This is a genomic window from Polaromonas sp. P1_H6, from assembly GCF_056405195.1.
The window spans coordinates 222,032-236,241 of sequence record NZ_JBFUCN010000006.1; the positions used below are offsets into that span (position 1 = coordinate 222,032).

Below are 14,210 nucleotides of genomic sequence, written 5' to 3' on the forward strand. Positions count from 1 at the left end.
TTGAGGCGAGGTATCAGCGCACTTCGACCTCCGCCACGCGCACGGTCTCCTGGCCGCGCGCGAGCCGCAGGGTGGTCCATTCATCGCGCGCCTGCGGCGTGCCGAAACCGGTGGTCACGCGCACCATCACCGTGGTGCCGGCCGACAGCACTTGCTGGCGGTGGCCGTAGAACTGCGCCTCCACGCCGTACTTGCCGGGCTTGGCCGCCTTGAGCGAAAACGCCTCGGGGCCGTAGCCGCCCCTGGCGTCCGGGCTCATGGCGCCGCCCTGGTAGGTGAGGCGGTTGGCATAGCTGGCCCTTTCACCGTTGGGGTCGCTCACCCACATGTCGATGTCGGTGTCGTCGCTGTCCCAGGCCATCACCACACGCAGGGCCAGCGGCAGGTTGCGGCGCAGGCGTGTGTCCACCCGGCCCAGGTCCAGCGCCGGCTGGCCGCTGGAAGCCGCCTGGGCGGCAATCGCATTGAGCTCGGCCAGCGCGATCATGTTGATGCCGGCGAAGCGGCCATTCCAGGGCTGCGACACGACTTCCCACAGAGCATTGACCGCGCGCTGCGGCTGGCCGCTTTCGGCCAGCGCCAGGCCCAGGTCGCGCCACGATTGCGGCTCGTTGGGCGCCAGCTCGCTGATGCGTTCAAACACCGGCACGGCCAGGTCGTTGCGGCGCGCCTGCACCAGGCGGTAGGCGTAGAGGCGCAGCAACTGGCGGTTTTCCAGGTTCATCTCAGCCAGGTTGGAGAGCACGCGCAGTCCCAGTTCGGGCAGGCCGCGGTCAAAGAACACGCCGGCCGCATCCATGTAGAACGAGCTGCTGCTGAGGTAGGCGGCACGTTCGTCAAGGTAGACGCGGTAGAGCTCGTCCTTGCCCGTGTTCTGCAGGCGCTTCATATAGGGCGCGTCCGGCACCCAGGCTTGCAGCGCGATGGTGGGAGCGGGCGCGGCCGCGGGCATCGCTTTGGCGCTGCGCTTTTCCATGGCGTCGGAACGCGCCTCGGCGGCCATGGCCTGCGCGGGTGCTGCGGCGGGAGCGGCGGGCACCAAGAACTCGCGGGCTGCTGCCGCCGGCGCAGCCGGGGCTTGTTCGCGTAGGCGCGCCGTATCGGATACGCTGCCCAAGGCCCTCACCCCACCCTGGCTGATCTGCATCTTTGCCTTGGGCTCGGCACGTTTGGGCGTGTCCTTGGGAAAGTCCCTGTCCCACCAATGCTGCGTTTCGTCAAATTGCCTCACCATGGCTTCGATGTGCGCCTGCCGCGTCTGCGTAGCCTGCTCGAGTTGCTGCTGGCCCAGCCGTGCAACTTCATCGGCCAGTTCGGGCGGGGCGGGCAGGCTGTAGCGTGCATAGTCGGATGCCAGCTCCAGCACGATCAGCGAGCTGTTGGGGCCCACGATGCCGTGCGCCGCCGCGATGCGTTGCAGTTCGCCGGTGTTGAGGCTCGCGTTCTCGGCCAGTTCGGCGCTGCGCCACTGGGCCCATTGCTGGCCGGGCCAGTGGCCGCTCACCGGTTTGGCATTGACCTGCAGCGCCAGCGTGCGCCTGCGGCCGTCCGGGTGGGCCAGCATGACGTCGATGCGGGCCTGGCTGTCGAGTAGCTCGCCGGCCACCGCGATGCGGCCCTGGCTCACGCGCGTCGTCGGTGCGACGAGTTGCCGCGCCGACAGGCTGGACAGCTTTTCAATGCGCCAGCCGTGCGTCAGCATGGCCTGCGCGCCCTCGTCGGGCGATTGCAACGCGGCATCCACCAGCGCACCACCGGTCCGGTCGGCCAGCCGGGCCAGCCGCGCCATGTCGGCGGAAGCGGCGCCGTTGATCACTATCACCGGCGCCGTGTGGGTGTAGCGAATGAGTTTTTTGCCGTCCGTCATCAGGCCGTCGGTCACCATGAGGGTAGTGTCCACGTCGGCGGGAATCGGCAGGTCGTCGAAATTGCTGGAGCCGTCGAAAGGTTCCGCACGCAGCGCGTCGGCCAGTTCGTCAAAGCGGCCCGGCGCCAGCGTGAAGCTGCGCACGGTTTCGGCTTTGTTGCGCACCACCAGCAGGCTGAGCTTGACGGGTTTTCCGAGCTTGCGGAAATAGGCTTCCAGCACCGGCAGCACGCGGGCTTGCGCGGCGGCCGAGGCCGAGGCGTCCCACACCAGCGCGATATGTGCGGGGATGGGCCGCCTCACCCCTTCGTCGCGCACATCGACCTGCCCGGCGAAAAATGATTGGCCGCCGGTCTCGCCCACCATGACCTGGGGCTTGCCCGTGCGGCGCAGCGCCAGTTGCAGCCAGCCCGACGGGCCCTGCGGTGCCTGCCACTGGGTTTTCTGCAGGCTCAGCTCCATGCCGGTGGCGTTGGCGTCCAGTTCGGTGCCGGCCGGGGCTTGCAGCAGTTGCACATCCTGGCGGGCGGCGCCGTGGGCGCGCACCTTGACCTGCAACTCGCCCACGCTGGATGCGAACGCCAGCGGCACCCTGAGCACGCCCGCATCAAGCCGGCGCGCCAGGGTTTCGGTGAAGCTGATGACGACACGCCGCTCGCCCATGGCCGGGATCGGGTAGACACGCAGCTTGTACTGGTTGCCGGCCGCGGCTTCCAGCAGCCCCGGGTCTACGCGCCGGCGGCGTATGTCCTCGAATATTTCCTGGCCCTTGGCCTTGGGCACGGGCACCGCGTCGCGTAACCGGCCGTTGACGTCCAGCGCGAAGCCGGTCACGACCTGGCCTTCTTGCAGCGGGAACTGCAGCTCGCCTTCGAGCACGCGGTGGTTGGGATTGAAGAGGCGCAGTTCGACGCTGGTGCGCGCCTGGTCGCCGAAGAGGTCGACTTCGATGGAAGCCGCGCGCAGCTGTATGGGCTGGCCCGCGTTGGCATTGACGGCGATCACCGGCGGCCGCCAGTCGGGCGGTGGTGCGAATTTGATGCCTGGGGGCGGCTGCGGCACGGCGCTTAGCGCCAGCGCCTGGAGGCTGAAGCAGGCCGCAGCGAGAGCCTGGAGTAGACGAATGGTGGTGCGCGCGGTATAGGTATGGCCGTGTGGCATGAAAACCCCTTTTGTTGTTGGCGATGCACCCTGAAACGGGGCTCGCGTTGCAAAGGGGTTAAAAGCCGCAAATTATTTTTCGGGCACGCAGTGGGACTGTGCTGCAGCCAGCACCCGGCCCTTGTCATCCTCCACCCAGCCCAGCACCCGCATGCGTTCGGGATTCGCCCCTTGCGCGATGCTCATGGAGCGCGCGTCGAAGAAACGGTTGGGCGCGTCTTTGGCGAGTGGCTTGCGGTCATCCCAGGGGGTTTGCAGCACATTCCTGACCAGGTTGCGCTCCACCGGCGAGCCTTCGGTGCCCGCCGGCAGGGTTTCGACCAGGGCCAGCCAGGCCGTCCATTGCCGGCCCTTTGCGGCGGCCGGGATCGGTTTGAGTTCAATCGAGGCGCCCAGGTAGCCGCTAAGCGGCAGGCCGTGGGCCACGCGCAGGGTTGCGCCTTTGAGTCCCTGGACCGGCCGCGTGCTGGCCAGGGTTTGCGCGGGCGGGCCCTGGCGCAGCGCCGCCAGGCGGTCCAGCGCCTCGCGGGCGGCTACGGCCGACAGCGGCGCATCCTCGCCCTTGTCGCCGGGCAGCACCCAGTCCAGCGCGAGCTGGCCGGCGCCGGCCTTGGGTGTGGCCGGGTCGGCCCAGCAACTTTCGCAGTTGGCATTGATGAAACGTTCCAGCAACTGCGCCGGCCTGGGCTGGCCGTCGCTGGCGCAAAAAGACTGCGCCCCGGCCTGGCCGGCGGCCAGCGCGGCAAAGGCCGCCATTAACGACATGGATGCCAGGGCTGAAGGGCGGTGCGAAAACGGTTTCATCAGGGCTTTCTACAATGAGGGATGTTCTCAGAAGTCGCGCCAACATCCCCACTCTTACAAAATCTTAACCCGGAGCAACTGGCCGCGGTGACTTTGCCCCCCACGCACGCGCTGATTCTCGCGGGGGCCGGCTCCGGCAAGACCCGCGTGCTGACGACGCGCATCGCCTGGCTGCTGCAGACCGGCCAGGTCTCGCCGGGCGGCATCCTGGCCGTGACCTTCACCAACAAGGCCGCCAAGGAAATGCTGGCGCGGCTGTCGGCCATGCTGCCGGTCAATGTGCGCGGCATGTGGATAGGCACCTTCCACGGCCTGTGCAACCGCTTTTTGCGCGCCCATTACAAGCTGGCCAACCTGCCGCAGAGCTTCCAGATCCTCGACACGCAGGACCAGCTTTCGGCCATCAAGCGCCTGTGCAAGCAGCACAACGTCGACGACGAGCGTTTTCCGCCCAAGCAGCTGATGTGGTTCATCGCCGGCAACAAGGAAGACGGCCTGCGCGCCAAGGACGTCCAGGTGCGCGACGAGGAAGGCCGCAAGAAGGTCGAGATCTACGCGCTCTACGAAGAGCAGTGCCAGCGCGAAGGCGTGGTTGATTTCGGTGAGCTGATGCTGCGCAGCTACGAGCTGCTGCGCGACAACGCGCCGGTGCGCGAACATTACCAGCGACGTTTCCGCCACATCCTGATCGACGAGTTCCAGGACACCAACAAGCTGCAGTACGCCTGGATCAAGATGCTGGCGGGGCAGGGCCCGGACGCCATCCAGGGCGCCGGCGCGATGCCCGGCGGCTCGGTGATCGCGGTCGGCGACGACGACCAGAGCATTTATGCCTTTCGCGGCGCGCGCGTCGGCAATATGGCCGACTTCGTGCGCGAGTTCGAGGTGCAGCACCAGATCAAGCTGGAGCGCAACTACCGCAGCTTCGGCAACATCCTGGATTCGGCCAACGAGCTGATCAGCCACAACAGCAAGCGCCTGGGCAAAAACCTGCGCACCGAAGCCGGCCCCGGCGAGCCGGTGCGCGTCTACGAGTCGGCCAGCGATTTTGCCGAGGCGCAGTGGTTTGTCGACGAGGTCAAACAGCTGGTGCGTGACGGCGTGGAGCGCAAGGAGATCGCGCTGCTCTATCGCAGCAACGCGCAAAGCCGGGTGATGGAGACGGCGCTTTTCAACGCCGGCGTGCCCTACCGCGTTTACGGCGGCCTGCGCTTTTTCGAGCGCGCCGAAATCAAGCATGCGCTCGCTTACCTGCGCCTGCTGGAGAACCCGCACGACGACACCAGCTTCATGCGCGTCGTCAACTTCCCGCCGCGCGGCATAGGCGCGCGCAGCATCGAGCAATTGCAGGATATCTCCCGCGCGGCCGGCTGCTCGCTCTATGACGGCGTGAGCGCCGTGCCGGGCAAGGCCGGCGCCAACCTTGGCGCCTTCGCCGCCAAAATTCAGGTGCTGAGCGAGCAGACCACGGGCTTGAGCCTGCGTGAAATCATCGAGCTGGTGCTGCAGCACAGCGGCCTCGAGGAACATTACAAGACCGAAAAAGAAGGCCAGGACCGGCTGGAGAATCTGGCCGAACTGGTCAATGCCGCCGAGTCCTTCGTCAGCCAGGAAGGCTTCGGCCGCGATGCGGTGGCGTTACCGGTCGACGAACTGGGCGCGCGGCTCACGCAGTCGCCGGCCAGCCAGGGGCTGGATGCGTCCGCTCCGCAACTCAACGAGCCCCTGCCCGAGGCGCTGGCGCCCGACACCGAAACCGGCGAAACGCTGTCGCCGCTGGCGGCCTTCCTGACACACGCGGCGCTCGAATCGGGCGACAACCAGGCGCAGGCCGGCCAGGACGCGGTACAGCTCATGACGGTGCATTCATCCAAAGGCCTGGAGTTCGACTGCGTCTTCATCACCGGCCTGGAAGACGGCATCTTCCCGCACGAGAACTCCATGAGCGACCGCGACGGCCTCGAGGAGGAGCGACGCCTGATGTATGTCGCGATCACGCGCGCGCGCAAGCGGCTTTACCTCAGCCATTCGCAGACCCGCATGCTGCACGGCCAGACGCGCTACAACCTCAAGAGCCGCTTTTTTGACGAGCTGCCGGAAGCCGCGCTCAAATGGATCACGCCAAAAAACCAGGGTTTTGCGTCGGGCATGGGCTCAGGCGCCTGGGGCGGCAACGGCAATGCGGGCGGCGGGCGCAAGGACTGGGCCAGCAGCGTGTTTTCGTCCAAGGCCGGCGCGTCGGAGCGTTTTGCCAACCCGCCGGTGCCGCCGCAGAAGAGCGCGCCCTCGCACGGCCTCAAGACCGGCATGGAAGTGTTCCACGCCAAGTTCGGCGAGGGCAAGGTGATGATGCTCGAAGGCAGCGGCGACGATGCCCGCGCGCAGATCAATTTCACGCGGCATGGCGTGAAGTGGCTGGCGTTAAGCGTCGCCAAGCTAACGGTGGTCTAGCGCTTATTTCGTCGCCGGGACGACCGGCATCTGCGCCGGGTGCATCTGGCTTGGCTGCGGGTCCATATAGCCCCGGCCATCCTTGACGCCTTTTTTGCCGGCAATCTGCCAGGCCGTCTGCTGGTCCACCAGGCCGGCCAGGAATTCCAGTTCTTCGTCGCTGTGGTTGATCGCATTGGCGGGGGTCAGCTGGTGGCCGTCCCTGGGCGTTACTTCGCCCCAGAAGGACTGGTGGTAGCTGGCCTGGGAGACGACCTTTTGGCCGTTCGACTCCATGTCGACCGTGCCGTAGCAGTTGCAGAAGTAGCTGCGGTTGCCCTGGTCGGCGAAGACCTCGGCGTAAACGCCCGTGCCGCGTATGCCGGCCGTCAGGGTGGGCATGATGATGGAGCGGTTGCTGCCCTTGCCCCAGACGCTGACCACGGCACCCGTGATCATGCGCAGCAGGCTCACGGTGTTGAGCGAAGTCCCGCGCTCCACCGTCATCACCGAGTTCTCGCGCACCTGGAAGGCCGAGTTGCCGATGACGAACATCAGGTTGGAGCCCGGCCCGGTCTGGATCTGGTCGCCGGTCATGATGGTCTGGCCGTTTTGCAGCCGGTTGCCGTTGAGCAGGGCGTCGCCCCGGAGTTCGACGATGTTGCTGCGCTGCTGGGCCATGGCGGCGGGCAGCCCGCCCATGGCGACCCAGGCCGCGGCGGCCTTGAGCGTGTCACGCCTCTGGAACCACAAAATCTCTTTTTCGCTACGGCCTTGCAACTGGTGCTGGGTCATGAAGAATCTCCTGGTACGTCAGGGGTTGTCGTCGGTGTTATCGGCGTCCTCGGCGCTCCCCGTCGAATCGTCGGGTGGCGTGGCCACGAAGCTATCACGAAACGTGAAGTAAATCGAGGTGGAAAACATGGCTGCCATGAGCAGGGCCAGCGGCATCATGGCCGCGGTCATGAGGGTGGCGCTGCCCGTCAGGCCGGTGATGATGCTGAGCACGATGCCCATGCCCAGGAACACGCCGAACCAACCCAGGCCGTACATCAGGAAGGCGCCGGCGTTGCGTATGCAGGCGACAAAGCTGAAAAACAGGCTCTTGACCGGCGAAACACCGTGCCAGTGGACCAGCGCCGGCGCATGCCAGAACAGCAGCGAGATCGGCAGGTACAGCAGCATGGTGACCAGCATGGTCAGCTGGAACTGCGGTGCCAGCATGGCGTCGCGGCCGGCTTCGGCCGTTGCGGGCGCGACGGTCGGCACCGGTGGCGCATCCACCAGGAGGGGGACGACCATCACGATCAGCAGGCAGGCCGCGGCATACAGGGCGCCCAGGACCAGCATGGCGCGCATGCGCTGGCGGCCCGCGCGAAAGGCGCTTAGCAGTACCGTGGGCATGGGGAATTTGCCTTTGACCGCTTCCTGCGTGGCGGCCATCAGGCCCAGCGTGGCGGCCGGCACGATCATGAACGCGAGGATCAGCCCCAGCACCGGCAACAGCGACAGCAGCGTCCCCACCGCCATATAAAGGAAGAACAGGCCCGACATGGCCAGCGGCTGCTGTAAAAAGGTTTTGACGCCCAGCTTGACCCAGGTGATGCCGGTGCTCGCGGGAACGATGTTGAGTTTCATGGTCTTCGGGACTTCGGGGGATGGGTGGTCGGCGACGGAACCGGCCAGGGATTGCAGGGGCAGTGTGCCTTAAACCGGCAGGCGCTGCGGCGGGGCGGTGAATCCGGCCCCGCGGGTCGGCCGGCCAGGCCCGCCGCGCCTGCGGGGCTTAAAGGACGTAAGGCTGCGCAAGCCGCTCGCGCAGCACACGCTCGAAGTGGCTGGGGTCGTGCGCCTTGAGCACGGCGGCTTCGCGCGGCAGGTGCAAATCCCACAGGCGCGACAGCCAGAAGCGCAGGGCGCCGGCGCGCTGCATGGCCGGCAGCAGCTGGCGTTCCTGCGCGGTCAGCGGGCGCACCGCCTGGTAGGCCGCGACGAAGGCGGCGGAGCGCTCCTCGTCTTTGGCGCCCGTGTCCAGGTCTATGCACCAGTCGTTGAGGCAGACCGCGAGGTCGAATAAAAAGCTGTCGCAGCCGGCGAAGTAAAAGTCGAAAAAGCCGGTGAGCTTGCCGTCCTCGAACATCACGTTGTCGCGGAACAGGTCGGCATGCACCACGCCGCGCGGCAGGCTGCGGCAGGCGGAGGAGGCCGCCACATGATTCTGGTAGGCCAGCTCGCCCAGGATCAGGCTGCTTTGTTCGGGCGTGAGGTGGGGCAGCACCACCGGCACCGTCTCGTTCCACCAGTCCAGGCCGCGCAGGTTGGGCTGGCGCCGCGGGTAGTCCAGGCCCGCCAGGTGCATGCGCGCCAGCGCCTCGCCCACGCCGGCGCAGTGCGCGGCGCTGGGCGCGAGTTCGCTGTGCCCGCGCAGCTTGCTGACCACCGAGGCGGGTTTGCCCTTGAGCTCGTGCAGGATGTTGCCTTTGGGATCACCCGCCGGGTCGGGTACCGGGATGCCGTGTGCCGCCAGGTGCCGCATCAGGTGCAGGTAGAACGGCAATTGCTCAAAGCTCAGGCGCTCGAACAGGGTCAGCACGTACTGGCCCTGGTCGGTGTCCACAAAGTAGTTGGTGTTTTCGATGCCGCCCGCGGCACCCTTGATGTTTTGCAGCTGCCCCAGGTTCAGGGCGTTCAAGAACGCTGCAGCCTCGTCAAACGAGACTTCGGTATATACGGCCATGCCTGAAACTGAACCCTGGAATTCTTGGAATTGTGTCTGGAAGGGGGGCGAAGATCAGAACTTCAGCACGTTCCACACGCGCGAACCGTTGGTGTCGTTGCTGGTTGACCCCGGTGCGCTGCCTCGGGCGCCTTCGGCCGGTTTGACCTCATAGGCCGCGCCGCCGGTCTTGGGTTGCACGATGATCTGCTGGGTTTCGCCGCCTACGCGCAATTCGTCGATGCGGGTGCCGGCATCCTCGGTGCGTATGCGCTTGATGGCCTGGTCGGGGCGTCCCGAGGGTGCCGGCGCCGCTTCCGCCTTGGTGGCGGGCGGCGCCGCGTTCTGCGCGGGTGCCTGGGCCATGGCCGCGGCCAGCGGCAGCGCTGCGGCAGCAGCGATAAGGAGGCGGAAAGCGTGGTTCATGCCTGCATTGTAGGCCTGCGGGAGGTGGGCGACAAAGCCCCGCCTGTCGTAATAAAGAGGCTGCCGGTGTAGGCGAAATGCCTTTGCCAGGGCCGGCGCCGGCCGCTTGCGCCGGGCCCGGCAGGGTCGGGCCGATATCCCCGACAATCAGGCCCCATGAGTACCGACAAAAAAACGCTGCTGCTGGTGGACGGCTCCAGCTACCTGTATCGCGCCTTCCACGCCATGCCCGATTTGCGCGCCAACCCGGGCGACCCGGCCAGCCCGGCCACCGGCGCCATACGCGGCATGGTCAACATGATGCAGAAGCTGCGCAAGGACGTGCGCGCCGACTTCGCCGCCTGCGTGTTCGACGCCAAGGGGCCGACTTTCCGCGATGCCCTTTACCCCGAGTACAAAGCGCAGCGCTCTCCCATGCCCGACGACCTGCGCAGCCAGGTCGAGCCCATCCACGAGGTGGTGCGCCTCTTGGGCTGGAAGGTGCTGGACGTGCCCGGCGTGGAGGCCGACGACGTGATCGGCACGCTGGCCTGCCTGGCGTCCACCCAGGGCATTGAAGTCGTCATCTCCAGCGGCGACAAGGACTTGAGCCAGCTGGTCGACGAAAACATCACCGTCATCGACACCATGAACGACCGCCGCCGCGACCTGGCCGGGGTCGAGGCCGAATTCGGCGTGCCGCCGCGATTGATGGTCGATTACCAGGCCCTGGTCGGCGACGCGGTCGACAACGTGCCCGGCGTGCCCAAGGTCGGGCCCAAGACCGCTGTGAAGTGGCTGCTCGAATACGGCTCGCTTGATGCGCTGGTGGCCCGTGCCGGTGAAATCAAGGGCGTGGTCGGCGAAAACCTGCGCCAGTCGCTGGACTGGCTGCCCAAGGGCCGTGAGCTGCTGACCATCAAAAAGGACTGCGAGCTGGGTGATTACATCGCCGGCCTGCCGGCCCTGGACGAAATTGCCATAGGCGGGCAGCAGACCGAGGCCCTGAAAGCCTTTTACGAAAAGTACGGCTTCAAGGGCCTGGTCAAACAGATCGAGATTGAAAGCACGCCGCCCGAACTGATAGGCGGGCCCGAAGGCCGGCACAAGCCCGCGCCCTCGGGCGGTTCGGGCGGCCGGTCGGATTCGCCGGGGCTTTTTGATGAAGCGCCCCTGACCGATACAGCTCCGGCCCAGCGCGCCAGCAACCTGAACTACGACACGGTGCTGACCTGGGAAGCCTTCGACCGCTGGCTGGCCAAGATCGAAGCAGCCGAGCTCGTCGCGCTGGACACCGAAACCACCTCTCTTGACGAAATGCTGGCCGAAATCGTCGGCCTGAGTTTCAGTGTCACGCCCGGCGAAGCGGCCTATATCCCGCTCACGCACGACTACCCCGACGCGCCCGCGCAGCTGCCGCGCGACGAGGTGCTGGCGCGCCTCAAACCCTGGCTGGAAAACCCCGCCAAGCCCAAGCTGGGCCAGCACGTCAAATACGACCGCCATGTGTTCGCCAACCACGGCATCGAGGTGCAGGGTTATGCGCACGACACCATGCTGCAAAGCTATGTGCTGGAAGTGACCAAGCCGCACGGCCTGGCGAGCCTGGCCGAGCGCCATGTGGGCCGCAGCGGCATCAACTACGAAGACCTGTGCGGCAAGGGCGCGCACCAGATCAAGTTCAACCAGGTCGACATCGCCAAGGCCGCCGAGTATTCGTGCGAAGACTCCGACCAGACGCTGGACGTGCACCGCGTGCTGTGGCCGCAGGTCCAGGCCAACGAGAAGCTGCGTTTTATCTACGAACTGGAAATGCAGAGCAGCGAAACGCTGTACCGCATCGAGCGCAACGGCGTCATGATCGATGCGCCGACCCTGGCCGCGCAAAGCCACGAACTGGGCCAGCGCATCATCCAGCTGGAAGCCGAAGCCTACGAGATTGCCGGCCAGCCCTTCAACCTGGGCAGTCCCAAGCAACTGGGCGAGATTTTCTTCGACAAGCTCGGCATGCCGGTCATCAAGAAAACCCCCAGCGGCGCGCGCAGCACCGACGAAGAAGTGCTCGAAAAACTGGCCGAAGACTACCCGCTGCCGGCCAAGCTGCTCGAGCACCGCTCGCTCAGCAAACTCAAGGGCACTTACACCGACAAACTCGCGCAGCTGGCGCTGCCCCGCACCGGCCGCGTGCACACCCACTACGCGCAGGCCGTCGCGGTCACGGGGCGGCTTTCGAGCAACGACCCCAACCTGCAGAACATCCCGATCCGCACCGTGGAAGGCCGGCGCGTGCGCGAAGCCTTCATCGCGCCCGCAGGCAGCGTGATTGCCAGCGCCGACTATTCGCAGATCGAGCTGCGCATCATGGCCCACATCAGCGGCGACGAGGCATTGCTCAGCGCCTTCACCAACGGCCTGGACGTGCACCGCGCCACGGCCGCCGAGGTCTTCGGCGTCGCGCTGGAGCAAGTCAGCAGCGAACAGCGCCGCTACGCCAAGGTCATCAACTTCGGCCTGATCTACGGCATGAGCAGCTTCGGCCTGGCGCGCAACCTGGGCATAGAGACCAAGGCCGCGGCGGCCTATATCGACAAATACTTCCAGCGTTATCCCGGCGTCAAGAACTACATGGATCAGACCGTGGTGTTCGCCCAGGAAAATCACTTCGTCGAAACCGTGTTCGGCCGGCGCCTCTACCTGTCGGAAATCAACGGCGGCAACGGCCCGCGCAAGAAGGCCGCGGAGCGGCAGGCCATCAACGCGCCCATGCAGGGCACGGCGGCCGACCTGATCAAGCTCAGCATGAACAAGGTGCAGCAGGTGCTTGATGAGGAAAAGCGCGCCACCAAGATGATCATGCAGGTGCACGACGAACTGGTGTTCGAGGTGCCCGAGGCCGAAGTTGAATGGGTGCGCACCGAGATTCCGCGCCTGATGGCCGGCGTGGCCGACCTGAAAGTGCCGCTGCTGGCTGAGATCGGTATCGGGCCGAACTGGGACAAGGCGCACTGACGGTGGTGGTGTCCTTTCCTGCGGCCAGGCGTTGCGCCCGGGCCGGTGTGGTGGTCGCCCTGCTGGGCTTGGCGCTGGTGCTGGCCGACCTGGTGTACCTGCCGCTGTGGGGCGGCGAACTCCTGGTCCATTCGGGTCCCCGGGACCCTCGCGCCGTGCCGGTGACCAGCCTGCCCGGCGGCGAGCGGTTCGCCCATCACCAGAAAAGCAAGACGGGCGAAATTCCGCTGGTTCTGCCCTTGGACATCCGCCCCGGCGACGGGCCCATCGCCGTCGTGACACGGGACTGGTCCTGGCAATTCGACACCCGCTTCGGGCCTGGCTTGATGGAGCTCACCCCCGAGCGCCTGACGTACGCCATGGGGAAGCGCGAGCGCCTGCGGCGCAGCAAAAAGGGCGGGCCGGCCGACCCGAACCTCAACCTGTATGCGCTGGGTGGCCACTATGTGCAGCAAGGCCTGTATGACCTGGAGGACGGCAAGGCCTACTACCTTCTGCTGCCCGTCAGCGCGGGGCAGCCGGGCGACTATTACGAAGTCTGGGTGCGGCGGCATGCCTCGGATGAAGCGGGCAAGTACTTTTTTTGGGGCATGCTGCTGTTTGCCGCGGGCCTGGGAACGGCGTTCGCAGTGGCGTACGGGGCGCGCCGTGGCGCACTGTTCCGGAGGACGCGTTGAACAACGCCTTGCACCAGCGGATGTGCCGCTGCTCCCTGAAATCGGCGTTGGGCCGAACTGGGACAAGGCACATTCATGCGTCCTCAGTCCCTTTGCCGTGGACCCACCTATGAGAAGAACCCGGAAAATTTTCGTCGTCTTTACCGCTATGGCCGTGCTGGCGGCTGGTGCTGCGGCAGGGTACGCCTGGTACAGATTGACCCAGCCTTTTGTGACCGCCAGTGAAACAGCAGCGCTGGCAGGGCAAACCGCGTCCGCTGCCAGGCTCGAGCAACTGGTCCGCAAGCTTTCCATCGATTTTCCGGATCGCACCTTTGACAACAAAATCCGGCTGGAAGGCGCTGCCGTCTATCTGGAGTCGCAGCTTGCCGGACTGGGCCTCAAGGTCGAGAGCCAGCGCTTCACGGCAGAAGGCCGGCCCTACCGCAATCTGGTCGTGAAGCTGGGCCCTGACACACCTGAAGTGATGGTGATAGGCGCTCACTACGACGTGGCCGGCGAGCAGCCTGGTGCGGACGACAACGCAAGCGGTGTGGCGGGGCTGCTTGAGCTGGCGCGGCTGCTCAAGGGACAGTCGTTTCGCCAGCGGGTGGAACTGGTGGTCTACACGAACGAAGAGCCTCCGTTTTTCCGCACACCCTATATGGGCAGCGCCATCCACGCCCGGTCCCTTGCCGAGTCAGGCAAGCGCGCGTCCCTCATGTTGTCACTGGAGTGCATCGGCTACTTCAGTGATGAGCCGGGAAGCCAGGACCATCCCGTGAGGCTTCTCAATGCCATCTACCCGACCACCGGGAATTTCATCTCACTGGTGGGCTTCTACCAGGACGGTGAGGTCGCGCGCCAGGTCAAGGCGGCGATGAAATCGGCCTCCGACCTGCCGGTGTACTCGATCAATGCGCCGGGTTTCGTCGTGGGGGTCGATTTTTCGGACCACCTCAATTACTGGAATGAAGGCTATGTCGGAATGATGGTCACCGACACGGCTTTCTACAGGAACAAGGCTTATCACACGCCGCTGGACACAGCGGACCGGCTGGATTACCGGCGCATGGCAAAAGTCGTTGACGGCGTGCGGGCGGTGGTCATGCAGCACGCTGCAGTGGCCGGGCCGGCGCGCTAGGTCAGGCAAGTGATTCGC

Annotated in this window: 10 protein-coding genes; 4 read left to right on the plus strand and 6 right to left on the minus strand. The window is 65.9% G+C overall.

What is annotated here, in order from left to right; genetic code table 11:
- Positions 1–13: 13 nt before the first annotated feature.
- Complete coding sequence (locus tag AC1D1F_RS08130; protein ID WP_477696031.1) at positions 14–3,028, minus strand: VIT domain-containing protein; 3,015 nt, start codon at positions 3,026–3,028, stop codon at positions 14–16.
- 72 nt (positions 3,029–3,100) lie between these two features.
- Positions 3,101–3,832, minus strand: a complete 732-nt coding sequence (locus AC1D1F_RS08135) for a hypothetical protein (RefSeq protein ID WP_477700695.1) — start codon at positions 3,830–3,832, stop codon at positions 3,101–3,103.
- Positions 3,833–3,853: 21 nt separating this feature from the next.
- Between AC1D1F_RS08135 and AC1D1F_RS08140 the strand changes: the two genes are divergently transcribed.
- The gene (locus tag AC1D1F_RS08140; protein WP_477675252.1) at positions 3,854–6,283 is read left to right on the plus strand and encodes a UvrD-helicase domain-containing protein; all 2,430 of its coding nucleotides are present in this window, start codon (positions 3,854–3,856) and stop codon (positions 6,281–6,283) included.
- A 3-nt stretch (positions 6,284–6,286) separates the two neighbouring features.
- Here AC1D1F_RS08140 and AC1D1F_RS08145 read toward each other — a convergent pair whose 3' ends face one another.
- The 4 genes from AC1D1F_RS08145 to AC1D1F_RS08160 form a co-directional block, all read right to left on the minus strand.
- Positions 6,287–7,057 carry a FecR family protein gene (locus AC1D1F_RS08145; protein WP_477675251.1) on the minus strand — a complete coding sequence of 257 codons (771 nt, stop codon included), beginning with the start codon at positions 7,055–7,057 and terminating at the stop codon, positions 6,287–6,289.
- 18 nt (positions 7,058–7,075) lie between these two features.
- A complete protein-coding gene (locus AC1D1F_RS08150) occupies positions 7,076–7,900 on the minus strand; it encodes a BPSS1780 family membrane protein (RefSeq protein ID WP_477675250.1) in 825 nt (274 codons plus the stop codon).
- A gap of 148 nt (positions 7,901–8,048) precedes the next feature.
- Entirely contained in the window at positions 8,049–8,999 is a 951-nt protein-coding gene (locus AC1D1F_RS08155; RefSeq protein ID WP_477675249.1) for a homoserine kinase, read from the minus strand.
- Between the two features lie 54 nt (positions 9,000–9,053).
- The gene (locus AC1D1F_RS08160; RefSeq protein WP_477696030.1) at positions 9,054–9,404 is read right to left on the minus strand and encodes a hypothetical protein; all 351 of its coding nucleotides are present in this window, start codon (positions 9,402–9,404) and stop codon (positions 9,054–9,056) included.
- A 156-nt stretch (positions 9,405–9,560) separates the two neighbouring features.
- Here AC1D1F_RS08160 and polA point away from each other — a divergent pair, with 156 nt between their 5' ends.
- From polA to AC1D1F_RS08175, 3 genes are all read left to right on the plus strand, one after another.
- Complete coding sequence (gene polA, locus AC1D1F_RS08165; protein WP_477675247.1) at positions 9,561–12,392, plus strand: DNA polymerase I; 2,832 nt, start codon at positions 9,561–9,563, stop codon at positions 12,390–12,392.
- Between the two features lie 8 nt (positions 12,393–12,400).
- Complete coding sequence (locus AC1D1F_RS08170; protein ID WP_477700696.1) at positions 12,401–13,069, plus strand: hypothetical protein; 669 nt, start codon at positions 12,401–12,403, stop codon at positions 13,067–13,069.
- Between the two features lie 97 nt (positions 13,070–13,166).
- Positions 13,167–14,192 carry a M28 family peptidase gene (locus AC1D1F_RS08175; RefSeq protein WP_477696029.1) on the plus strand — a complete coding sequence of 342 codons (1,026 nt, stop codon included), beginning with the start codon at positions 13,167–13,169 and terminating at the stop codon, positions 14,190–14,192.
- Positions 14,193–14,210: the final 18 nt, after the last annotated feature.

Excerpts from the sequence above, each read along its gene's own strand:
- polA (WP_477675247.1), top strand. The coding sequence starts at position 9,561 with ATGAGTACCGACAAAAAAACGCTGCTGCTGGTGGACGGCTCCAGCTAC.
- AC1D1F_RS08135 (WP_477700695.1), bottom strand. The coding sequence starts at position 3,832 with ATGAAACCGTTTTCGCACCGCCCTTCAGCCCTGGCATCCATGTCGTTA.
- AC1D1F_RS08150 (WP_477675250.1), bottom strand. The coding sequence starts at position 7,900 with ATGAAACTCAACATCGTTCCCGCGAGCACCGGCATCACCTGGGTCAAG.
- AC1D1F_RS08160 (WP_477696030.1), bottom strand. The coding sequence starts at position 9,404 with ATGAACCACGCTTTCCGCCTCCTTATCGCTGCTGCCGCAGCGCTGCCG.
- AC1D1F_RS08130 (WP_477696031.1), bottom strand. The coding sequence starts at position 3,028 with ATGCCACACGGCCATACCTATACCGCGCGCACCACCATTCGTCTACTC.
- AC1D1F_RS08155 (WP_477675249.1), bottom strand. The coding sequence starts at position 8,999 with ATGGCCGTATATACCGAAGTCTCGTTTGACGAGGCTGCAGCGTTCTTG.
- AC1D1F_RS08140 (WP_477675252.1), top strand. The coding sequence starts at position 3,854 with ATGTTCTCAGAAGTCGCGCCAACATCCCCACTCTTACAAAATCTTAAC.
- AC1D1F_RS08145 (WP_477675251.1), bottom strand. The coding sequence starts at position 7,057 with ATGACCCAGCACCAGTTGCAAGGCCGTAGCGAAAAAGAGATTTTGTGG.